Below are 19,161 nucleotides of genomic sequence, written 5' to 3'. Positions count from 1 at the left end.
TGTCGCCTACCTCCGACCACGAATACGAACACCCTTCAAAAACCCTTCATAATTCCGGGTTATAAGGTGCGACTCTATCTGGGCAACCGTATCCATACCAACGCCGACCGCAATCAGAAGCGACGTGCCCCCGAAGTAGAACGGCAGGTTAAGCTTGAACCCCCCTATCAAAAGCGAGGGAAGCACACAGACCAGCGAAATATAAATAGCACCGGCAAACGTAAGCCTGGTCAGCACGCTGTCCATGAACTCAGACGTTTCCTTGCCGGGACGTATGCCGGGAATATAGCCGTTATGCTTCTTGATGTTCTCGGCCACATCCACCGGATTAAACGTAATAGCCGTATAGAAATAGCAAAAGAACACAATAAAGGCAACATAAAAAACATTATACAACCAATGCCCCGGTGTCAGCATCTTGGCAAACTGCTGAACAGCCGGCACACTGACAAAGTTTGCCACAGTGGCCGGAAACATAATGATGGATGAAGCGAAGATCGGAGGAATAACCCCAGCCATGTTCACCTTGAGGGGCAAATGTGAAATTTGCGGACTGAATGTTTTGAGGCCCGATACACGCTTGGCGTAGTGGATCGGCAGACGCCGTTGGCCTCGCTCCACGAAAACAATGGCAGCGATAACTGCAACCATCAGCACAACAACGAAGATCAACGAAAAAAGCGACATGTTTCCGCTGTTAATCAGTTTGAACGTATTTCCGACAGCACCGGGAATACCGACGACAATCCCGGCAAAAATGATCAGGGAAATGCCGTTGCCGATACCACGTTCGGACATCTGCTCTCCCAGCCACATAATGAATGCCGTACCAGCGGTCAGCGTAATAATGGTCATCAGCCGGAACGACCATCCCGGGCTGGGAATAACCAGTTCTCCGGCAGGTCCCCGCATACTTTCCAATCCGATGGCAATACCGGCCCCCTGAACAATACTCAGGACCATTGTTCCGTAGCGTGTGTACTGAGTGATCTTCTTGCGACCGGCCTCGCCCTCCTTGGAGAGCTTTTCAATAGCAGGCACGACAACGGTCATCAGTTGGAAGATAATCGACGACGAGATGTACGGCATGATGCCCAGGGCAAACACCGACATCCGCTCCAAGGCACCACCGGAAAACATGTCAAACAGGCCCAGCAGAGTCCCCTGAGCCTGTTTGAAAAAATGTGACAATGCAACGGCATCGACACCGGGAGTCGGGATATGACAGCCGACACGGTAAACCGCCAGCATGCCAAGAGTAAACAGCACACGTTTCTTCAGCTCAGGAATACGGAAAATATTCTGAAAAGCTTCAAGCACGCGAAGGCTCCTCGATTGAACCGCCTGCAGCAGCAATCTTATCCGCTGCCGCCTTGCTGAACTTGTCAGCTTTGATATTCAGGGCCTTGGTTACACTGCCGTTGGCGAGCACCTTGACCGGCAACGCGGACTTTTTCAGAAGTCCCTTGGCATCCATGGCATCGCGGTCAACCGTGGATCCTGTCTCAAATACATCCAGCTGACTGAGGTTGATAACGACATATTCGGTGCGAGCCAAAGGACGAAAACCCCGCTTGGGAAGACGCCGTTGCAGCGGCATCTGGCCGCCTTCAAAGCCGGGCTTCACACTGCCGCCGGAACGTGCCTTTTGACCTTTATGACCTTTGGTAGCGGTCTTGCCGTGGCCGGAACCGATACCACGACCAATACGCTTCTTATTTTTCGTCGACCCCGGTGCGGGGCTCAAAGTATTCAATTCCATCGCATGCCTCCGTTGTTTACTTAACTTTCACCATGTGATCCACTTTGTTGACCATCCCGCGTACCTCGGGGGAGTCATTCAAAGTGACCGTCTGCTGCAGCTTACGCAGGCCAAGGCCGCGAACGACCGCTCGCTGTTTTTTGGAGGCACCGATTGTGCTCTTTACCAGGGTAATATCGATTGTTGTACTCATGGCACCGTTCCTTGTTGATAAGTGGGTCTGAAGAGCGGCTAGTCGGTGAGGCCGCGACGAGCTGCAAGCTCCTCCGGCGTCTTCAGAAGGCGCAACCCTTCAAATGCCGCTTTGACAACGTTATGGGGATTGTTCGATCCCAGGCACTTTGAAAGGATGTTGTTGATACCGGCGGCCTCAAATATAGCCCGGGCGGCACCGCCTGCAATAACGCCGGTACCGGGGGAGGCGGGCTTCATCAGAATTTTGCCCGCACCGAAGCGACCGGTTATTTCATAGGGAATACTCTGACTCTGGCTGACCGGAACCCGAATCAGATTCTTCTTGGCTTGCTCGACACCCTTGCGGATCGCTTCCGGCACCTCATTCGCCTTGCCAAGCCCATAGCCGACATGACCGTCAGCATCACCGACCACAACCAGTGCGGAGAAGCTGAAGCGACGGCCACCCTTCACAACCTTGGCTACACGGCTTATGTGAACCACGCGGTCCGTAAGATTCAAATCGTTTGAATTAATCCTGCTCACTACCGACCTCCCTGGGAGCATGAAAGCTTAAAATTTGAGTCCAGCTTCTCGTGCTGCGTCTGCAAGCGTTTGAATCCGGCCATGATAAAGAAAACCGTTACGGTCAAACACAACCGACTGGATACCTTTGGCAAGTGCGACCGACGCGATGGCCTTGCCAACCAGAGCAGCCGATGCTTTGTTGCCGGTATGCACGCCGACCTGGGCAACGCCCTCGGTCAGCGACGACGCTGCAGCCAGGGTTACGCCGCGGCTATCGTCAATCAACTGGGCATAGATATGATTGGCGCTCCGAAATACGCTCAAACGGGGCCGTTCCGGTGTACCGAGAACCTTTTTACGAACCCTGACCTGGCGCTTACGGCGGATAAGGGTTTTTTGTGCTGTCTTTCCCACGATAGTACTCCTTACCTGTTCAGGTGACTATTTCTTACCTGTTTTGCCGGCCTTACGCAAAATCTTTTCATTCGCATACTTGATCCCCTTGCCCTTGTACGGTTCGGGGCCACGGAACGAACGGATCTTTGCTGCAGTATGGCCAACAAGCTCCTTATCGATCCCCTTGACACTCAGCTTGGTCATTTTGTCAACATCAACGGCGATACCTGCCGGCAGCGGGTATACCACCTGATGTGAATAGCCAAGGCTCAGCACGAGCTCTTGCCCCTTGACCTCGGCACGATAGCCAACGCCATTGATTTCCAGATCAGTCTGGTAGCCGGCGGTTACCCCGATCACCATGTTGTTCACCAAGGTACGGGTCAGGCCGTGGGCAGACCGGGAGGCAATGGAATCATCCTGACGCGTGACAACAATCGCCGTGTCAGCAATTTCAAGCGAAATTGCCGGCATGATCTGACGGCTCAATTCTCCCTTGGGCCCCTTGACGGTCAGCACCGAGTCACTCAGAGAAACAGTGACACCCTTGGGGACAGCAATCGGCATTTTCCCGATTCGTGACATGCAGTAGCTCCTTTTACAAATCTGTGGCCGGCCTGCTCTACCAGACGGTACAGAGCAGTTCGCCACCAATACCGGCCTGACGCGCAGCAGCATCAGTCATAATACCCTTGGAGGTGGAGAGAATCGCAATCCCGATGCCATTCTTGACAACCGGGATCGACGCCGCATCGACGTAGGTCCGGCTCCCGGGCTTGCTTACACGTGTGATCTCATTGATAACCGGTTCCTTCTCATCGATAAACTTGAGATACACCCGCAGCACTCCCTGCCGGTTGTCTGCGATAACCTTGTAATTCTTGATAAACCCCTCCTGCTTGAGTACCTGGGCAATATTGACCTTGACACTTGAAGAAGGGATATCGACCTTTTGCAGCTTAACCATATTCGCATTGCGAATTCTGGTCAGCATGTCGGCGATGGGATCAGTCATTGACATCGAGACGCACTCCTCTGTGTATATACGAAACTTACCAACTGGACTTAATAACGCCGGGAATTTGTCCGGCGGATGCATATTTACGCAAGCAGATCCGGCACATCTGAAATTTACGGTAAAATGCTTTCGGGCGTCCGCATACCGGACAACGGTTATGCTGACGTACCTTGAACTTGGGGGTGCGCTGCGACTTGTTGATCATCGAGACTTTTGCCACGGAATCCTCCCGTTTGTATCACTTCTGGCTTCTAGTTTCTGAAAGGCATCCCAAAGTGTTTCAGAAGCGCCTTACCCTCTTCGTCCGTCTTCGCAGACGTTACAATAGTAATGTTCAATCCCTTGATCTTGTCGATCTGGTCATAGTTGACCTCGGGAAAAATCAGTTGCTCTTTAACACCCAGCGTGTAGTTGCCCTGGCCATCGAATGCCTTGCCGGACACCCCTTTGAAGTCGCGAACCCGGGCAAGGGAAATATTCAACAGGCGATCAAGGAACTCATACATCCGGTCACGGCGCAGGGTCACCATACAACCGATCGGCATCCCTTCACGCAGTTTGAAGCTGGCGATGGACTTTTTCGCCTTGGTTACTACCGGCTTCTGACCGCTGATCGCTGCGAGTTCGGCGGAAGCCGAGTCGAGGATCTTGATATTTTGAATGGCTTCCCCAAGTCCCATGTTGATGACAACCTTTTCAAGCTTGGGAATTTGCATGATATTTTTATAGTTGAATTCGGCACGAAGCTTCGGAATGATCTCCGAAGTATACATTTCTCTCAGTCTCGACATGAACAGGTTTCCTCCTGATTAGTTCTCCAGTGACGTACCGCACTTTACGCAGGTACGCTGTTTGTCACCATTTTCAAGAACCTTGATGCCGGTTCTGACAGGCTTCACGCACTTGGTGCAGTACAGCTGGACGTTGGAGACATGGAGCGCAGCCTCTTTCTCGACGATACCCCCGGGCTCGTTACCGCGGGCACGAACATGACGCTTTACCATGTTCAGGCCTTCAACGATCACACCATCCTTTTTGGGCAGCACCTTGAGAACCTTACCGGTTTTGGATTTCTCCTTGCCGGCGATCACCATTACCGTATCACCCTTAGCTACGTGGAATTTCTTGGCTTGCATCTGATTCTCCAATTTCCGTTAAAGTACTTCAGGGGCAAGGGAGATAATCTTCATGTATTTTTTGGCGCGCAATTCACGTGCGACAGGGCCAAAAATACGAGTTCCCACAGGCTCCTTAGCGTTGTTGATAACGACGCCTGAATTGTTGTCAAAGCGGATGTACGATCCGTCGGGACGTCCCAGAGCCTTGGCAGTCCGCACGATCACCGCCTTGACCACGTCACCCTTCTTCACCTTGGAGTTCGGCAGCGCTTCGCGGACCGAACAGACGACAACATCGCCAACACCCGCATATTTACGCTTTGAACCGCCGAGCACCTTAATACAAAAAAGCTTCTTTGCGCCCGAGTTATCAGCAACATCAAGTATTGTCTGCATCTGGATCATGCTTGTGTCCTCTCTGGGGGGCTACTAGGCAGCGCTTTCAAGAATCTGGTACAAAGCCCAGCGCTTATCCTTGCTGAGCGGCCGGCACTCAACAATCTGAACCTTGTCGCCCGCCTTGCAGCTATTCGACTCGTCATGCACCTTATACTTCACACTCCGCTTTATGTACTTGTTGTACAGAGAGTGCTTTACGAGGCGATCTACCTTGACTACGACCGTTTTATCCATCTTGTCGCTTACGACAATGCCGGTCTGCTTACGTCTATGTCCACGCTCACCCATGACAGTCTCTAACCCCTGCTTTCTGTAAGGATGGTATTGATACGGGCAATATCACGACGAATTGCGTTGATCTTGGCTGTATTTTCCAAGCGCCCGGTGTTCAGTTGAAACTTCAGATTGAACAGCTCCTGGGTCAGACCCTGCTGCTTTGTTCTGAGCTCGGTATCGGTCATCGAACGGAGTTCACTAGGCTTCATTATGTTCGCTCCTGGTAATAAACTTTGTGGAAATCGGCAGCTTGTGTGCAGCGAGCCGGAATGCTTCCCGTGCGATTTCCTCGGTCACACCTTCCATCTCATAGAGCACCATGCCCGGTTTGACGACGCAGACCCACGAATCGGGCGAGCCTTTACCTTTGCCCATCCGGGTTTCAGCCGGCTTGGCCGTGAGAGGCTTGTCCGGAAACATGCGAATCCAGATCTTGCCGCCCCGCTTGATGTAGCGTGTCATGGCAATACGCGCAGCCTCAATCTGCCGTGAATCAACCCAGCCGCACTCGGTTGCTTGCAGAGCATACTGCCCAAAAGCAATCTCTACCTTGCGGCAGGCGGCGCCGGTCATGCGCCCCTTCATCTGCTTCCTATGCTTAACCCTTTTCGGCATTAACATGTACAATACTCCCGCAGCTTATTGTCAGGACAAAACTTCACCCTTGAAGATCAAAACCTTGACGCCGATGATGCCATAGGTCGTCTTGGCTTCAGCAAAACCGTAGTCGATATCGGCTCGCAGTGTATGCAGCGGCACGCGGCCTTCGCGATACCATTCGGTTCTGGACATTTCGGCGCCACCCAAGCGGCCCGAACAGGTGATTCTGATGCCCTTGGCGCCGAACTTGAGCGAGGCGGTCACGCTTTTCTTCATGGCACGACGGAAGGCGATCCGGCGCTCAAGCTGAAGTGCGACGTTCTCGGCAACGAGTTGCGCGTCCAGTTCAGGCTTGCGCACTTCATTGATGTTGATGAACACTTCCTTGGTGGTGATCTTGGCGAGATCCTTCTTAAGCAACTCAACCTCGGCACCTTTTTTGCCAATGATCAGGCCCGGTCTGGCTGCATGAATATTGACTTTGGTCTTGTTTGCAGCCCGCTCGATCTCGATTTTCGAAATGCCGGCGCTGTACAGACGCTTTTTCAAAAACTGACGAATCTTCAGGTCTTCGTGGAGGTTCTTGGCGTAATCAGCCTCAGCATACCACTTCGAATCCCAGGTTTTGATAACGCCGAGCCTAAAACCAATTGGATTTACTTTCTGTCCCAAGACTGCACCTCCGGCCTATCTCGATTTCATGTCTGACAGAACCACGGTAATGTGGCTCGTTGGCTTACGAATGCGGCTGGCCCGCCCCATGGCGCGCGGCACGAAACGCTTCAGTACTGCGCCGCCGTCAACACAGATGGTCTTGACGTACAGCTTGTCAACATCACCCGCACCCTTCTGCTCGGCGTTTGCCACTGCCGATGCCAGCAGCTTGCGAATGATCGGGGCCGACGAATTGGGAACGAACTTGAGCGTGTTCAGAGCTTCCTGAATACCCTTCCCCCTCACAAGGTCTGCAACGATCCGCGTCTTGCGAGGCGAAAGTCGTGCGAGCATCAATTTGGCACTGTATTCCATGTAAATCACTCCTTAGGTCACTTCTTGACCTTGCTCTTCTTATCAGCAGCATGACCATGGAAGGTACGCGTAGGCGCAAATTCACCAAGCTTGTGCCCAACCATGTTCTCAGTTACGAAAACCGGAATGAACTTTTTGCCGTTGTGCACGGCAAGCGAGACCCCGATGAACTCCGGGGTAATCGTCGACCGACGAGACCAGGTTTTGATGATTTTCTTCGAATTCGGTCCTTCTGTTTCGACTTTCTTCATCAGATGATCATCAACGAAGGGACCTTTTTTTATCGAGCGTGCCATAGCGGTACGAGCCTCTCTTCAATTATTTGCTGCGCTTTTTGACAATAAAGCGATCAGTGGTCTTATTCGTACGAGTCTTGTAGCCCTTGGTCGGGATGCCCCAAGGAGTTACCGGATGTCGACCACCGGATGTACGCCCTTCACCACCGCCATGGGGGTGATCAACCGGGTTCATGGCAACACCCCGCACTTTCGGCCGCTTGCCGAGCCAACGGGAACGCCCCGCCTTACCGAGACTAACGTTCTCGTGATCAATGTTTCCGACCTGGCCGATAGTGGCATAGCAATCCATCAGGATCATGCGCACCTCACCGGAAGGGAGCTTCACCTGGGAGTACTTGCCTTCCTTGGACATCAATTGGGCAAAAGTACCGGCGCTGCGGGCCAGTTGTGCGCCCTTGCCAATCTTCAGCTCGATGTTGTGAATAATGGTACCCAGCGGAATCGAACGGATCGGCAACGCATTGCCCGGCTTGATGTCGGCATCGGGTCCGCTGATGACGGTATCGCCGACTTTGAGATCAAGCGGTGCGAGAATGTAGCGCTTTTCGCCATCGATATAGTGCAGCAATGCAATCCGGGCGCTCCGGTACGGATCATACTCAATGGTGGCTACTTTGGCAGGAATGCCGCGTTTGTCACGACGAAAGTCAATGATACGGTATTTCTGCTTATGCCCGCCGCCCTGGTGACGAGCAGTAATACGACCATAATGATTGCGTCCGCCGGTCTTCTTCAGCTTGATGAGCAATGAACGCTCCGGCGTTTGAGTTGTAATTTCTTCGAACGTCGAGCAGGTTTGATGTCTGCGACCTGCTGATGTCGGCTTATAGCTCTTTATTGCCATACCAGAACCCCGATTCAGTAATGATTGATCCGTTACACTTCAAAAAAGTCTACGGTCTGGCCTTCTTTCAACGTAACGTAGGCTTTCTTCCAATTCTGACGCTTACCAAAGGTACGTCCAAATCTCTTGACTTTGCCTGCCACCACCGATGTCCGCACCGAGGTGACATCAACCTTGAACAGCGTTTCAACGGCCTGTTTGATCTCTATCTTGTTGGCGTCACGATCAACCACCAGGGTAATCGTGTTGCCGGCCTGGGTTCCCAAGGACGTCTTCTCAGTCACATGGGGACGCTTAATGATGGAATAGATATTCATTGCTGGAGCGCTCCTTCGACAAGAGGTACAGCCCCTTTGGTCAGAATGATGTTCCGGTACTTCAACACATCATAGACATTCAGGGAATCTGCCTTCAGCAGCTTGACATAGGGCACGTTGCGTGAGGACAGGTAGAGATTGGTTGACGGCTCTTCGGTAATGATCAACGAACGGTCGAGATCAAACCGCTTCAGGAAACCGGCAAACTCCTTGGTGGAGATCGCACTGAACTCAAGGTTGTCCAGAACGGTGATTCTGTCTCGCTTCAACTGCAGCGAAAGCAACGAGCGCAGGGCAGCCTTGCGTGCCTTCTTGGTGATGCTCAACTGGTACGTCTTGGGCTGGGGGCCAAAGACAATGCCGCCGCCCGGATACTGGGGAGCGCGCTTGCATCCCTGACGAGCACCGCCAGTTCCCTTCTGCTTGAACGGTTTCTTGCCGCTACCCGCTACCTCAGAGCGATTCTTGGTTGAAACCGTACCTGCACGGCGATTGGCCAGTTGGATTTTCAGCGCCTGATGAATCAGCGGCTCCTTGACTTCAGCAGCGAATACCGCTTCGTCAAGAGAAATCTCCCCAACCTTTTCATTTTGCATATTGTACATCGATATAGTAGGCATCGTGCTACTCCGCTCTTATTACTTAATCGTTTTAACGCTGTCTTTAATGACTACTACATTATTTTTGGATCCGGGAATCGCCCCCTTGATCAGGAGAAGGTTCTGATCCGCATCAACGCGCACAACTTGCAGTCGTTGGACAGTAACCTGTTCGTTCCCCATCTGACCCGGCATCCGCTTGTTCTTAAACACCCGCGAGGGAGTTGCCGAACAGCCGATGGAGCCGGGAGCCCGGTGGAAACGGGAGCCGTGAGATGCGCGGCCACCCTTAAAGTTATGGCGCTTGATAACGCCCTGAAAACCTTTACCGATGCTGATGCCGGTCACGTCGACGAAATCGCCGGGAGCGAACTGCTCAACGGTCAATGCATCGCCGAGGGCAACCGAGTCCGCCTGTTCCAGCTTGAGCTCCTTCAGGTGGCGGTAGGCCCCCTGGCCCGATTTCACGCAGTGACCGCGCAGTGCACGGGTAACCCTGTTAGCATCGATCTGCTCAAATCCGACCTGTACGGCAACGTAGCCGTCGGTTTCAGCGGTTTTCTTCTGGAGAATCACACAGGGGCCGGCCTGAACAACCGTAACCGGAACTCTGGTGCCGTCTTCAAGGAAGATCTGGGTCATGCCCAGTTTTTTCCCCACTATTCCTTTCTTCATAACAGACATCCTATCTTGCAGTAGTAACTACAGCTTGATTTCAACGTCAACACCGGCGGAAAGGTCCAGCTTCATAAGTGCATCGACGGTCTGCTGAGTCGGATCAAGAATATCGATAAGGCGCTTATGCGTCCTGATTTCAAACTGGTCCCGGGACTTCTTGTCAACGTGAGGTCCCCGCAGCACGCAGTACTTGTTGATTACTGTCGGCAGCGGGATGGGCCCGGCAATACGGGCTCCGGTGCGCTTGGCGGTATCGACGATTTCACCGACCGAAACATCAAGCAACTTATGGTCATACGCCTTCAGACGAATTCTGATCTTCTGACTCTGCATCGCTTCCTCGCTTGTTCTTTACTCAACGATTGCGCTGACGACGCCAGCGCCCACGGTACGGCCACCCTCACGGATTGCAAAACGAAGACCTTCGTCCATGGCGATCGGCGTGATCAGGTTGATCGTCAGGGCAACGTTGTCACCAGGCATCACCATCTCGGTACCGGCAGGAAGCTCGGCAACACCCGTCACGTCAGTCGTACGGAAGTAAAACTGGGGACGGTAGCCGTTGAAGAACGGCGTGTGACGACCGCCTTCTTCCTTGGTCAGGATGTAAGCCTCGGCCTTGAATTTGGTGTGCGGCGTAATGCTGCCCGGCTTGGCCAGAACCTGACCGCGCTCAACATCTTCACGCTTCACACCACGCAGCAGGGCGCCGATGTTGTCGCCGGCCTGACCCTGGTCAAGCAGCTTGCGGAACATTTCAACACCGGTAACCGTGGTCTTGCCGGTAGCCTTGATGCCGACAATCTCAACTTCCTCGCCAACCTTGACAATACCGCGCTCAACACGACCGGTGGCAACCGTACCACGACCGGAGATGGAGAAGACGTCTTCAACCGGCATCAGGAACGGCTTGTCAATGGCGCGCTCCGGCTCGGGAATATAGCTGTCAACAGCTTCCATCAGCTTCTCGACCGACTGCTCGCCCAGCTCATCCTTGTCGCCGTTCAGCGCCTTCAGAGCGGAACCCTTGATAATCGGAATGTCGTCGCCCGGGAAGTCGTAGCTGGACAGGAGCTCACGAATCTCAAGCTCAACCAGCTCCAGCAGCTCGGCATCATCAACCATATCGGCCTTGTTCAGAAAGACCACGATATAGGGAACGCCAACCTGACGGGCAAGCAGGATGTGCTCACGGGTCTGGGGCATCGGGCCGTCGGCGGCCGACACAACCAGAATGGCACCGTCCATCTGAGCAGCACCGGTAATCATGTTCTTCACGTAGTCGGCGTGACCCGGGCAGTCAACATGGGCGTAGTGACGCTTGTCCGTCTCGTACTCAACGTGGGTGGTGGCGATGGTGATACCACGCTCACGCTCCTCGGGAGCGTTGTCGATCTGGTCATAACCCTTGAACTCTGCCCCACCGCGCTGAGCAAGAACCTTGGTGATCGCTGCCGTCAGCGTGGTCTTGCCGTGGTCAACGTGACCGATCGTTCCAATGTTAACATGAGGCTTCGTACGCTCAAATTTTGCCTTGGCCATGGCGCATACTCCTTTGTCAAAAACTGGCTTAGTTAGCCTTTGATCTTCGTAACAATCTCGTCAGAAACCGACTTCGGAACCGGTTCATAGTGGTCAAAAGTCATAGTGTAGGTAGCACGCCCCTGAGTGGCGGAGCGCAGGATAGTCGAATAACCGAACATATTCGCCAGGGGAACCATGGCACCGACCACCTGAGCACCGGCACGGGAGTCCATACCCATGATCTTGCCGCGACGGGAGTTCAAGTCACCGATAACATCGCCCATGTACTCCTCGGGAACCACCACCTCAACCGACATGATCGGCTCAAGCAGAATGGGCGAGGCCTTCTGACAACCTTCCTTGAAGCCCATGGAGCCGGCAATCTTGAACGCCATTTCCGAGGAGTCGACTTCGTGATAGGAACCGTCGATCAGAGTGACCTTGACATCCACCACCGGGAAACCGGCCAACACACCGTTGTCGGTAGCCTCCTGAATCCCCTTGTCAACCGCCGGAATGTACTCACGGGGCACAACACCGCCCTTGATGGCATCAACAAACTCGTAACCCTTGCCGGGTTCCTGGGGTTCGACTTCAAGCCAGACATGGCCGTACTGGCCACGACCACCGGACTGCCGAACAAACTTACCCTCAACCTTCACCTTCTTGCTGATGGTTTCACGATAGGCGACCTGCGGCTTGCCGACGTTGGCCTCAACCTTGAACTCGCGCATCAGACGGTCAACGATAATTTCGAGATGCAGCTCTCCCATGCCGGAGATGATGGTCTGGCCGGTCTCCTCATCAGTCTTGACCCTGAAAGAGGGGTCCTCACTAGCCAGCTTCTGCAGGGAGAGACCCAGCTTTTCCTGGTCAGCCTTGGTCTTGGGCTCGATGGCAATGGAGATAACCGGCTCCGGAAAATCAATGGACTCCAGAACCACCGGCTTCGCTTCCTCGCAGAGCGTATCACCAGTGATGGTGTACTTGAGACCGACAGCAGCGGCGATATCGCCGGCATACACTTCCTTGATCTCTTCACGCTTGTTGGCGTGCATCTTGAGAAGACGACCGATGCGCTCTTTCTTGCCCTTGGTTGCGTTATAGACATAGGAACCGGACTGCAGCACACCGGAGTACACCCGGATGAAGGTCAACTGACCAACAAAGGGGTCGGTCATGATCTTGAAGCCGAGAGCAGCGAACGGTTCGGCATCATCCGCCTTGCGCTCGATCTCGTTGCCCGCCTCATCAACACCCTTGATAGGGGGAATATCCAGCGGGGACGGCATGTATTCGATAACCGAGTCCAACAGGTTCTGCACGCCTTTGTTTTTGAAGGAGGAACCACAGATAACCGGAATAATGTCGATATTGATCGTACAGGCACGAATAGCCGCCTTGATCTCACTCTCAGTCAGCTCTTCACCCCCCAGATACTTTTCCATAAGGGTGTCGTCGTGGCTGGAGATCTCTTCGATCATCTTCTCACGCCACTCCTGAGCTTCATCGAGCAGCTCCCCGCTCAACTCCTCCTCACGGAACGTCGCACCAAGCGTATCATCGTCCCAGATAATCGCCTTCATGGTGACCAAGTCAACCACACCCTTGAAGTGCTCTTCCTTGCCGACCGGAATCTGAATCGGCACCGGATTCGCCTTCAGACGATCCTTGATCATCTGCACGCCACGGAAGAAGTCGGCACCAATACGGTCCATCTTGTTCACAAAGGCAATACGGGGCACCCGGTACTTGTCAGCCTGACGCCAGACGGTCTCGGACTGGGGCTCAACACCACCAACCGAACAAAAGACGGCAACAGCGCCATCAAGCACCCGCAGGGAGCGCTCCACCTCGATGGTGAAGTCAACGTGACCCGGAGTGTCGATAATATTGATACGATGATCTTTCCACTCACAGGTGGTGGCAGCGGAGGTGATGGTAATGCCACGCTCCTGCTCCTGCTCCATCCAGTCCATGGTGGCGGTACCCTCATGCGTTTCACCAATCTTGTGAGAGACACCGGTATAATAGAGAATGCGCTCAGTGGTAGTGGTCTTGCCGGCGTCAATGTGAGCCATGATGCCGATATTGCGATATTTATTCAAAGGAGACAAACGTGACACGAAATCAATCCTCCAAAACCCGGTATCTACCAGCGGTAGTGCGCAAAGGCACGGTTGGCCTCAGCCATCTTGTGGGTGTCTTCACGCTTTTTCACCGCGGCACCGCGGTTATTGAACGCATCAAGCATCTCCCCTGCCAACTTTTCCGTCATGGTCTTCTCGGAGCGGGCCACGGAATATTTGATCAGCCAGCGCATCGCCAGCGACACCCGACGATCAGCGCGCACTTCAACCGGAACCTGATAGGTAGAACCACCAACCCGACGCGACTTAACCTCCAGCGTCGGCTTGATGTTATCGAGACTCTTCTTGAGCACCTTGACCGCATCTTCACCAGTCTTGCTCGCCACAATATCCATGGCACGATACAGAATAGACTCGGCAACACTCTTTTTGCCAGCAAGCATCAGAATATTGATCAGCTTGGCAACCGTCTTGTCGCTATATTTCGGATCCGGCAGAATGATCCGCTTAGGAACTTCACGTCTCCTCGGCATACTTGTACCCCTCTATTTACTTAGGACGCTTGGCGCCATACTTGGAACGACCCTGCTTGCGATCCTTGACACCGACCGAGTCGAGCGTTCCCCGCACGATATGATACCGCACACCCGGAAGGTCCTTGACACGACCACCACGAATCAACACAACCGAGTGCTCCTGCAGGTTGTGCCCCACCCCCGGAATATAGGAACTCACCTCGATACCATTGGTGAGACGAACCCTGGCAACCTTCCGAAGCGCGGAGTTCGGCTTCTTAGGGGTCGTGGTATACACCCTAGTACAAACACCCCGCTTCTGAGGACAACTCTTCAGCGCAGGCGCATTCGACTTTTCCCTCTTACTCTCCCTACCCTGTCGAATCAGCTGATTAATCGTTGGCATTCGCGTTTCTCCACACCTTATCTATCCATTTAACAACCAAACAAGCGACAAAAACACCTTGGGACACGGCTACCAAGCCCGCACCAAAACCCACACAACACCCCACAAACATCCAACCACACGGAACTTCATACACGACGTGACACTGACAATATAAACGGTGGGGGATGGAATAGGTGTAGGGCCGGAATCAGACCGGCATCTCCATCCAATGCGCACTGCAGCAACCCAACACTGCAGCCTTGTCACGTACGTTCAGGATTCAGACGTGGATATATAACGCACGTCTAAGCCATTGTCAATATTTTTTATTAAATTTATTTCAGCCGGCGCTGGATATCCCGGCGCCGGCTGAAATACATGATGACAATCAGGCTGCCTGCTCCAACTGCTCTTCAGCAGCCTCCTCGACTGCTTTTTCAACGGTATCAATGACTGCAGCGGCTTCTGCAGCCTGCAGCCGCAGGTGACGGTAGCGCGCTAGGCCAGTGCCGGCGGGAATGAGCCGGCCCATGATAACGTTTTCCTTCAGGCCTCTCAGGAAGTCGACTTTCCCTTCAATGGCGGCCTGGGTCAGCACCTTGGTTGTTTCCTGGAACGATGCCGCCGAAATAAACGACTCCGTGGAGAGTGACGCCTTGGTGATGCCCAGCAGGAGCGGCTCGGCAATGGCCGGACGCTTGCCCGCCTCAAACGCCTTGGTGTTTTCCTCCTCAAAGACCCAGCGTTCAACTTGGTCGTCGATCAAGAGGTTGGTATCGCCGACATCCTTGACCCTGACCCGACGCAGCATCTGGCGGACAATGACTTCGATATGCTTGTCGTTGATCTTAACGCCCTGCAGTCGATAGACTTCCTGCACCTCGTCCACCAGGTACTTGGCCAGCTCCTTGACCCCCAGCACCCGGAGAATGTCGTGGGGGTTGGACGAACCATCCATCAACGGTTCGCCAGCGCGGACATAATCTCCTTCATGGACACTGATATGCTTGCCCTTGGGAATCAGATATTCCTTCGGTTCGCCTAGCTCCGGAGTGACGATCACTTTCCGCTTGCCCTTTGAGTCCTTGCCGAAGTTGACCTTGCCGTCGATCTCGGTGATAACTGCAAAATCCTTGGGACGACGCGCTTCGAACAGTTCGGCAACCCGGGGCAGACCGCCGGTGATGTCCTTGGTCTTGGTGGTTTCGCGCGGAATCTTGGCAATAACGTCACCGGCGCTGACAACGGTATCTTCGGCAACGTTGATCAGGGCGCCTACCGGCAGGAAGTAGCGGCCGATAGTGCCGCCTCCCTCGCCAGTATCCTTGATGGCGATGCGGGGCCGCTTGTCGGTGTCTTTGGTTTCGATGATCTCCTTGCGGGACAGACCGGTAACCTCGTCGAGCTTCTCTTCCATGGTAAGGGACTCGATGATGTCGCCGAACTTGACCCGACCGGACACCTCGGTGAGGATCGGCATGGTGTAGGGGTCCCACTCGGCAAGGACATCGCTGCTCTTGACCACACCACCATCGGCGATCTTCAGTTTTGCACCGTAGACCACGCCGTATCGTTCGCGCTCGCGACCGGTTTCGTCGTGGACGGCAATCTCGCCGTTCCGGTTCATGACAATGTGGAACCCTTCTGCGTTCTTCACGGTGTTCAGGTTGATGTACTTCATCACACCGTCGTAGCGTGCTTCCAGAGAGGTCTGCTCGGCGGCCCGAGATGCGGTACCACCGATGTGGAAGGTACGCATGGTCAGCTGGGTACCGGGCTCGCCGATGGACTGTGCCGCAATGACGCCGACCGCCTCGCCCAGATTGACGATATGGCCGCGGGCAAGATCCCGTCCGTAGCACTTCGCGCAGATACCGCGCTTACTCTGGCAGGTAAGCACGGAACGGATCTTGACCCGCTCCAGACCGGCATCTTCAATTCTTCTGACCAGAGTTTCATCGATCTCCTGGTTGGCGGTCACCAGCACTTCACCGGTCACCGGATCGAGGACATCGTCCAGAGCGGTCCGCCCCAGAATCCGGTCGCCGACATGCTCGATCACCTCGCCACCTTCCGTCAGGGAGGTGACGATCAGCCCGTCGAGGGTACCGCAGTCGTCCTCGGTGATAATCGCGTCCTGGGCAACGTCCACCAGACGACGGGTCAGGTACCCGGAGTTGGCGGTCTTGAGCGCGGTATCGGCCAGACCTTTACGGGCACCGTGGGTGGAGATGAAGTACTGCAGCACCGTCAGACCTTCCCGGAAGTTCGCCGTAATCGGCGTCTCGATGATCTCACCGGACGGCTTGGCCATCAGGCCCCGCATTCCGGCCAACTGACGAATCTGCTGCGCCGAGCCCCGGGCACCGGAGTCGGCCATCATGTGAATGGCGTTGAAGGAGGAGATTTCCACCTCCTTGCCGTCGCGGTCCAGAACGGTTTCGCGGGACAGGTTGCCGAGCATCTCCTTGGCGATCTCTTCCGTCGCCTTGGCCCAGATGTCGATGACCTTGTTGTAGCGCTCGCCGTCCGTGATCAGACCCTCGGTGTACTGGTTCTGAATTTCCTGAACCTCTTCGTTGGCCTTTTCGATGATCGCCTGCTTCCCTTCCGGGACGACCATGTCGTCGATGCAGATGGAGATACCGGCCAGGTTGGCGTAACGGAAACCGGTTTCCTTCAGACGGTCGGCCAGGATGACGGTTTCCTTGTTACCGGCAAGCCGGTAGCAGACATCGATCAGGTTCGACAGCTCTTTCTTGTTCATCACCTTGTTGATGGCGCTGAACGGCACCTGGGGCGGCAGCACCTCACGCAGAACAATCCGGCCGACGGTGGTGTCGGTCAACTTCGGCTGTTCGTTGGGGTCACCCTCCACATCCTTCACCCGCACCTTGATACGGGCCTGCATATCCACGGCACCGTGGTCAAAGGCGATCCGCACCTCTTCGGGAGAGGCGAACACCTTGTCCTCACCCAGGGCGCCGACCCGCTCGCGGGTCATGTAGTAGGTTCCGAGCACCATGTCCTGGGATGGGACGATGATCGGCTTGCCGTTGGCAGGGGACAGGATGTTGTTGGTGGACATCATCAGTACCCGGGTCTCCACCTGGCTTTCGATGGACAGCGGCAGGTGCACCGCCATCTGGTCACCGTCGAAGTCGGCGTTGAAAGCGGTACACACCAGCGGATGCAGTTGGATCGCTTTGCCTTCGATCAGAACCGGCTCAAAAGCCTGGATACCGAGACGGTGCAGGGTCGGAGCACGGTTCAGCATGACCGGGTGCTCCTTGATCACCTCTTCCAGCACGTCCCATACTTCCGGGCGCTCTTTTTCCACCATCTTCTTGGCGCTCTTGATGGTGGTAACGTAGCCACGCTCCTCCAGCTTGTTGTAGATGAACGGCTTGAACAGCTCCAGGGCCATCTTCTTCGGCAGGCCGCACTGGTGCAGCTTCAACTCCGGGCCGACGACGATAACGGAACGGCCCGAGTAGTCAACCCGCTTACCCAGCAGGTTCTGGCGGAAACGGCCGGACTTGCCCTTGAGCATGTCGGACAGTGACTTGAGCGGCCGCTTGTTGGGACCGGCAATGGCCCGCCCCCGGCGTCCGTTGTCGAACAGGGCGTCCACCGCCTCCTGCAGCATCCGCTTTTCGTTCCGGATGATCACCTCGGGGGCTTGCAGCTCGCACAAGCGCTTCAGGCGATTGTTACGGTTGATCACCCGCCGGTAGAGATCGTTCAGGTCGGAAGTGGCAAAGCGGCCGCCATCCAGCGGTACCAGGGGGCGCAGCTCCGGCGGCAACACCGGGATGCACTCCAGGATCATCCACTCGGGACGGTTGCCGGACTGCTTGAACGCTTCCACCACCTTCAACCGCTTGGCGGTCTTTTTTCGCTTCGCCTCACTGGTTGCTTCCAGCATCTCGGTACGGAGCTGGGTACTCAGCTCGTCGAGCTCCAGTGACTTCAGGCAGTCCCGAATAGCCTCAGCCCCCATCCCCCCCTCGAAGGCATCCTCGCCGTACTCTTCCTTGGCCTTGAGAAACTTGTCCTCGGACAGCACTTCGCCGAATTTGAGCGGCGTCGCACCCGGCTCGGTGATGACAAATGCTTCGAAGTAGAGGACCCGCTCCAGGTCCTTGAGCGTGATGTCCAGCAAGTTGCCGATCCGTGAAGGAAGCGACTTGAGGAACCAGATATGGGCAACCGGGGTAGCCAGGTCAATGTGACCGAGACGCTCCCGACGAACCTTTGAGGGAATCACTTCGACGCCGCACTTTTCGCAGACAATGCCGCGATGCTTCATCCGCTTGTACTTGCCGCAGTTGCACTCGTAGTCCTTGGTGGGACCAAAGATTTTTGCGCAGAAGAGACCATCGCGTTCCGGCTTGAAGGTACGGTAGTTGATGGTTTCCGGCTTTTTCACCTCGCCGAATGAGCGCTCCCGGATTTTCTCGGGAGAGGAAATGGAAATCCTGATGGCGGAAAAGTGCAGCGGATCTTTCGGTTTATCGAAGAAGTTGAAATGTTCTTCCACAGGTCATATCCTCCAGTTTGAATCTTGCCAGAGAACGGTCGATCTACGCCGTTCCGTACGCACC

General features: G+C 54.7%; 27 protein-coding genes. All 27 read right to left on the bottom strand.

Annotation, left to right across the window (positions count from 1 at the left end):
• Nucleotides 1–6: 6 nt before the first annotated feature.
• Nucleotides 7–1,320 (bottom strand): preprotein translocase subunit SecY, encoded by a 1,314-nt coding sequence (secY, locus tag RAK07_RS03840; RefSeq protein WP_305731522.1) that lies wholly within the window; start codon nucleotides 1,318–1,320, stop codon nucleotides 7–9.
• Nucleotides 1,313–1,762, bottom strand: coding sequence for a 50S ribosomal protein L15 (gene rplO, locus RAK07_RS03835; RefSeq protein ID WP_305731521.1), 450 nt, complete (start codon nucleotides 1,760–1,762; stop codon nucleotides 1,313–1,315). The genes secY and rplO overlap by 8 nt, the downstream gene beginning before the upstream one ends.
• A gap of 16 nt (nucleotides 1,763–1,778) precedes the next feature.
• Nucleotides 1,779–1,955 carry a 50S ribosomal protein L30 gene (rpmD, locus tag RAK07_RS03830; RefSeq protein WP_305731520.1) on the bottom strand — a complete coding sequence of 59 codons (177 nt, stop codon included), beginning with the start codon at nucleotides 1,953–1,955 and terminating at the stop codon, nucleotides 1,779–1,781.
• A 38-nt stretch (nucleotides 1,956–1,993) separates the two neighbouring features.
• The gene (rpsE, locus tag RAK07_RS03825) at nucleotides 1,994–2,482 is read right to left on the bottom strand and encodes a 30S ribosomal protein S5 (protein WP_305731519.1); all 489 of its coding nucleotides are present in this window, start codon (nucleotides 2,480–2,482) and stop codon (nucleotides 1,994–1,996) included.
• Nucleotides 2,483–2,509: 27 nt separating this feature from the next.
• Complete coding sequence (rplR, locus tag RAK07_RS03820) at nucleotides 2,510–2,878, bottom strand: 50S ribosomal protein L18 (RefSeq protein ID WP_305731518.1); 369 nt, start codon at nucleotides 2,876–2,878, stop codon at nucleotides 2,510–2,512.
• 27 nt (nucleotides 2,879–2,905) lie between these two features.
• Nucleotides 2,906–3,445, bottom strand: a complete 540-nt coding sequence (gene rplF / locus RAK07_RS03815; protein WP_305731517.1) for a 50S ribosomal protein L6 — start codon at nucleotides 3,443–3,445, stop codon at nucleotides 2,906–2,908.
• A gap of 37 nt (nucleotides 3,446–3,482) precedes the next feature.
• Nucleotides 3,483–3,881 (bottom strand): 30S ribosomal protein S8, encoded by a 399-nt coding sequence (gene rpsH / locus RAK07_RS03810; RefSeq protein WP_305731516.1) that lies wholly within the window; start codon nucleotides 3,879–3,881, stop codon nucleotides 3,483–3,485.
• Nucleotides 3,882–3,912: 31 nt separating this feature from the next.
• Nucleotides 3,913–4,098 carry a type Z 30S ribosomal protein S14 gene (locus RAK07_RS03805; RefSeq protein WP_012469425.1) on the bottom strand — a complete coding sequence of 62 codons (186 nt, stop codon included), beginning with the start codon at nucleotides 4,096–4,098 and terminating at the stop codon, nucleotides 3,913–3,915.
• A 31-nt stretch (nucleotides 4,099–4,129) separates the two neighbouring features.
• The gene (rplE, locus tag RAK07_RS03800) at nucleotides 4,130–4,669 is read right to left on the bottom strand and encodes a 50S ribosomal protein L5 (RefSeq protein ID WP_305731515.1); all 540 of its coding nucleotides are present in this window, start codon (nucleotides 4,667–4,669) and stop codon (nucleotides 4,130–4,132) included.
• 18 nt (nucleotides 4,670–4,687) lie between these two features.
• A complete protein-coding gene (gene rplX / locus RAK07_RS03795) occupies nucleotides 4,688–5,014 on the bottom strand; it encodes a 50S ribosomal protein L24 (protein WP_305731514.1) in 327 nt (108 codons plus the stop codon).
• Nucleotides 5,015–5,032: 18 nt separating this feature from the next.
• Nucleotides 5,033–5,401, bottom strand: a complete 369-nt coding sequence (gene rplN, locus RAK07_RS03790; protein ID WP_305731513.1) for a 50S ribosomal protein L14 — start codon at nucleotides 5,399–5,401, stop codon at nucleotides 5,033–5,035.
• A gap of 24 nt (nucleotides 5,402–5,425) precedes the next feature.
• Nucleotides 5,426–5,683: a 30S ribosomal protein S17 gene (gene rpsQ / locus RAK07_RS03785; protein WP_305731512.1), complete on the bottom strand. Its 258-nt coding sequence runs from the start codon at nucleotides 5,681–5,683 to the stop codon at nucleotides 5,426–5,428.
• A gap of 8 nt (nucleotides 5,684–5,691) precedes the next feature.
• The gene (gene rpmC / locus RAK07_RS03780) at nucleotides 5,692–5,880 is read right to left on the bottom strand and encodes a 50S ribosomal protein L29 (RefSeq protein ID WP_305731511.1); all 189 of its coding nucleotides are present in this window, start codon (nucleotides 5,878–5,880) and stop codon (nucleotides 5,692–5,694) included.
• Complete coding sequence (gene rplP / locus RAK07_RS14050) at nucleotides 5,870–6,292, bottom strand: 50S ribosomal protein L16 (protein WP_374215757.1); 423 nt, start codon at nucleotides 6,290–6,292, stop codon at nucleotides 5,870–5,872. The genes rpmC and rplP overlap by 11 nt, the downstream gene beginning before the upstream one ends.
• A gap of 24 nt (nucleotides 6,293–6,316) precedes the next feature.
• Entirely contained in the window at nucleotides 6,317–6,943 is a 627-nt protein-coding gene (gene rpsC / locus RAK07_RS14045; RefSeq protein ID WP_374215756.1) for a 30S ribosomal protein S3, read from the bottom strand.
• 15 nt (nucleotides 6,944–6,958) lie between these two features.
• Nucleotides 6,959–7,300 (bottom strand): 50S ribosomal protein L22, encoded by a 342-nt coding sequence (gene rplV / locus RAK07_RS03770; RefSeq protein WP_305731510.1) that lies wholly within the window; start codon nucleotides 7,298–7,300, stop codon nucleotides 6,959–6,961.
• Nucleotides 7,301–7,317: 17 nt separating this feature from the next.
• Complete coding sequence (gene rpsS / locus RAK07_RS03765) at nucleotides 7,318–7,596, bottom strand: 30S ribosomal protein S19 (protein ID WP_305731509.1); 279 nt, start codon at nucleotides 7,594–7,596, stop codon at nucleotides 7,318–7,320.
• Nucleotides 7,597–7,618: 22 nt separating this feature from the next.
• On the bottom strand, nucleotides 7,619–8,443 hold the full coding sequence (gene rplB / locus RAK07_RS03760) for a 50S ribosomal protein L2 (RefSeq protein ID WP_305731508.1): 825 nt from the start codon (nucleotides 8,441–8,443) through the stop codon (nucleotides 7,619–7,621).
• Nucleotides 8,444–8,475: 32 nt separating this feature from the next.
• The gene (rplW, locus tag RAK07_RS03755; protein WP_305731507.1) at nucleotides 8,476–8,760 is read right to left on the bottom strand and encodes a 50S ribosomal protein L23; all 285 of its coding nucleotides are present in this window, start codon (nucleotides 8,758–8,760) and stop codon (nucleotides 8,476–8,478) included.
• Nucleotides 8,757–9,380 (bottom strand): 50S ribosomal protein L4, encoded by a 624-nt coding sequence (gene rplD, locus RAK07_RS03750; RefSeq protein WP_305731506.1) that lies wholly within the window; start codon nucleotides 9,378–9,380, stop codon nucleotides 8,757–8,759. Before rplD ends, rplW begins: the two co-directional genes overlap by 4 nt.
• 18 nt (nucleotides 9,381–9,398) lie before the next feature.
• Nucleotides 9,399–10,034: a 50S ribosomal protein L3 gene (gene rplC / locus RAK07_RS03745; RefSeq protein ID WP_305731505.1), complete on the bottom strand. Its 636-nt coding sequence runs from the start codon at nucleotides 10,032–10,034 to the stop codon at nucleotides 9,399–9,401.
• Nucleotides 10,035–10,061: 27 nt separating this feature from the next.
• Nucleotides 10,062–10,370 (bottom strand): 30S ribosomal protein S10, encoded by a 309-nt coding sequence (rpsJ, locus tag RAK07_RS03740; RefSeq protein ID WP_305731504.1) that lies wholly within the window; start codon nucleotides 10,368–10,370, stop codon nucleotides 10,062–10,064.
• Nucleotides 10,371–10,388: 18 nt separating this feature from the next.
• Nucleotides 10,389–11,579, bottom strand: coding sequence for an elongation factor Tu (tuf, locus tag RAK07_RS03735; protein ID WP_305731492.1), 1,191 nt, complete (start codon nucleotides 11,577–11,579; stop codon nucleotides 10,389–10,391).
• 32 nt (nucleotides 11,580–11,611) lie between these two features.
• Nucleotides 11,612–13,687, bottom strand: a complete 2,076-nt coding sequence (gene fusA, locus RAK07_RS03730) for an elongation factor G (RefSeq protein ID WP_305731503.1) — start codon at nucleotides 13,685–13,687, stop codon at nucleotides 11,612–11,614.
• 26 nt (nucleotides 13,688–13,713) lie between these two features.
• Nucleotides 13,714–14,184: a 30S ribosomal protein S7 gene (rpsG, locus tag RAK07_RS03725; protein ID WP_305731502.1), complete on the bottom strand. Its 471-nt coding sequence runs from the start codon at nucleotides 14,182–14,184 to the stop codon at nucleotides 13,714–13,716.
• A gap of 16 nt (nucleotides 14,185–14,200) precedes the next feature.
• The gene (gene rpsL, locus RAK07_RS03720; protein WP_305731501.1) at nucleotides 14,201–14,572 is read right to left on the bottom strand and encodes a 30S ribosomal protein S12; all 372 of its coding nucleotides are present in this window, start codon (nucleotides 14,570–14,572) and stop codon (nucleotides 14,201–14,203) included.
• 370 nt (nucleotides 14,573–14,942) lie between these two features.
• On the bottom strand, nucleotides 14,943–19,097 hold the full coding sequence (gene rpoC, locus RAK07_RS03715) for a DNA-directed RNA polymerase subunit beta' (RefSeq protein ID WP_305731500.1): 4,155 nt from the start codon (nucleotides 19,095–19,097) through the stop codon (nucleotides 14,943–14,945).
• Between the last annotated feature and the right edge of the window lie 64 nt (nucleotides 19,098–19,161).

The sequence above is a fragment of the Trichlorobacter ammonificans genome (assembly GCF_933509905.1).
GTDB lineage: Bacteria > Desulfobacterota > Desulfuromonadia > Geobacterales > Pseudopelobacteraceae > Trichlorobacter > Trichlorobacter ammonificans.
Note: the sequence above shows the minus strand (reverse complement) of the source record. Positions and strands in the feature narration are given on the sequence as shown.

Coding starts and splice junctions, on each gene's coding strand:
- rplO (WP_305731521.1), bottom strand. CDS start 1,762: ATGGAATTGAATACTTTGAGCCCCGCACCGGGGTCGACGAAAAATAAG.
- rpmD (WP_305731520.1), bottom strand. CDS start 1,955: ATGAGTACAACAATCGATATTACCCTGGTAAAGAGCACAATCGGTGCC.
- rplF (WP_305731517.1), bottom strand. CDS start 3,445: ATGTCACGAATCGGGAAAATGCCGATTGCTGTCCCCAAGGGTGTCACT.
- rpsH (WP_305731516.1), bottom strand. CDS start 3,881: ATGTCAATGACTGATCCCATCGCCGACATGCTGACCAGAATTCGCAAT.
- rplE (WP_305731515.1), bottom strand. CDS start 4,669: ATGTCGAGACTGAGAGAAATGTATACTTCGGAGATCATTCCGAAGCTT.
- rplX (WP_305731514.1), bottom strand. CDS start 5,014: ATGCAAGCCAAGAAATTCCACGTAGCTAAGGGTGATACGGTAATGGTG.
- rplN (WP_305731513.1), bottom strand. CDS start 5,401: ATGATCCAGATGCAGACAATACTTGATGTTGCTGATAACTCGGGCGCA.
- rpsQ (WP_305731512.1), bottom strand. CDS start 5,683: ATGGGTGAGCGTGGACATAGACGTAAGCAGACCGGCATTGTCGTAAGC.
- rpmC (WP_305731511.1), bottom strand. CDS start 5,880: ATGAAGCCTAGTGAACTCCGTTCGATGACCGATACCGAGCTCAGAACA.
- rplP (WP_374215757.1), bottom strand. CDS start 6,292: ATGTTAATGCCGAAAAGGGTTAAGCATAGGAAGCAGATGAAGGGGCGC.
- rplV (WP_305731510.1), bottom strand. CDS start 7,300: ATGGAATACAGTGCCAAATTGATGCTCGCACGACTTTCGCCTCGCAAG.
- rpsS (WP_305731509.1), bottom strand. CDS start 7,596: ATGGCACGCTCGATAAAAAAAGGTCCCTTCGTTGATGATCATCTGATG.
- rplB (WP_305731508.1), bottom strand. CDS start 8,443: ATGGCAATAAAGAGCTATAAGCCGACATCAGCAGGTCGCAGACATCAA.
- rplW (WP_305731507.1), bottom strand. CDS start 8,760: ATGAATATCTATTCCATCATTAAGCGTCCCCATGTGACTGAGAAGACG.
- rplD (WP_305731506.1), bottom strand. CDS start 9,380: ATGCCTACTATATCGATGTACAATATGCAAAATGAAAAGGTTGGGGAG.
- rplC (WP_305731505.1), bottom strand. CDS start 10,034: ATGAAGAAAGGAATAGTGGGGAAAAAACTGGGCATGACCCAGATCTTC.
- rpsJ (WP_305731504.1), bottom strand. CDS start 10,370: ATGCAGAGTCAGAAGATCAGAATTCGTCTGAAGGCGTATGACCATAAG.
- tuf (WP_305731492.1), bottom strand. CDS start 11,579: ATGGCCAAGGCAAAATTTGAGCGTACGAAGCCTCATGTTAACATTGGA.
- rpsG (WP_305731502.1), bottom strand. CDS start 14,184: ATGCCGAGGAGACGTGAAGTTCCTAAGCGGATCATTCTGCCGGATCCG.
- rpsL (WP_305731501.1), bottom strand. CDS start 14,572: ATGCCAACGATTAATCAGCTGATTCGACAGGGTAGGGAGAGTAAGAGG.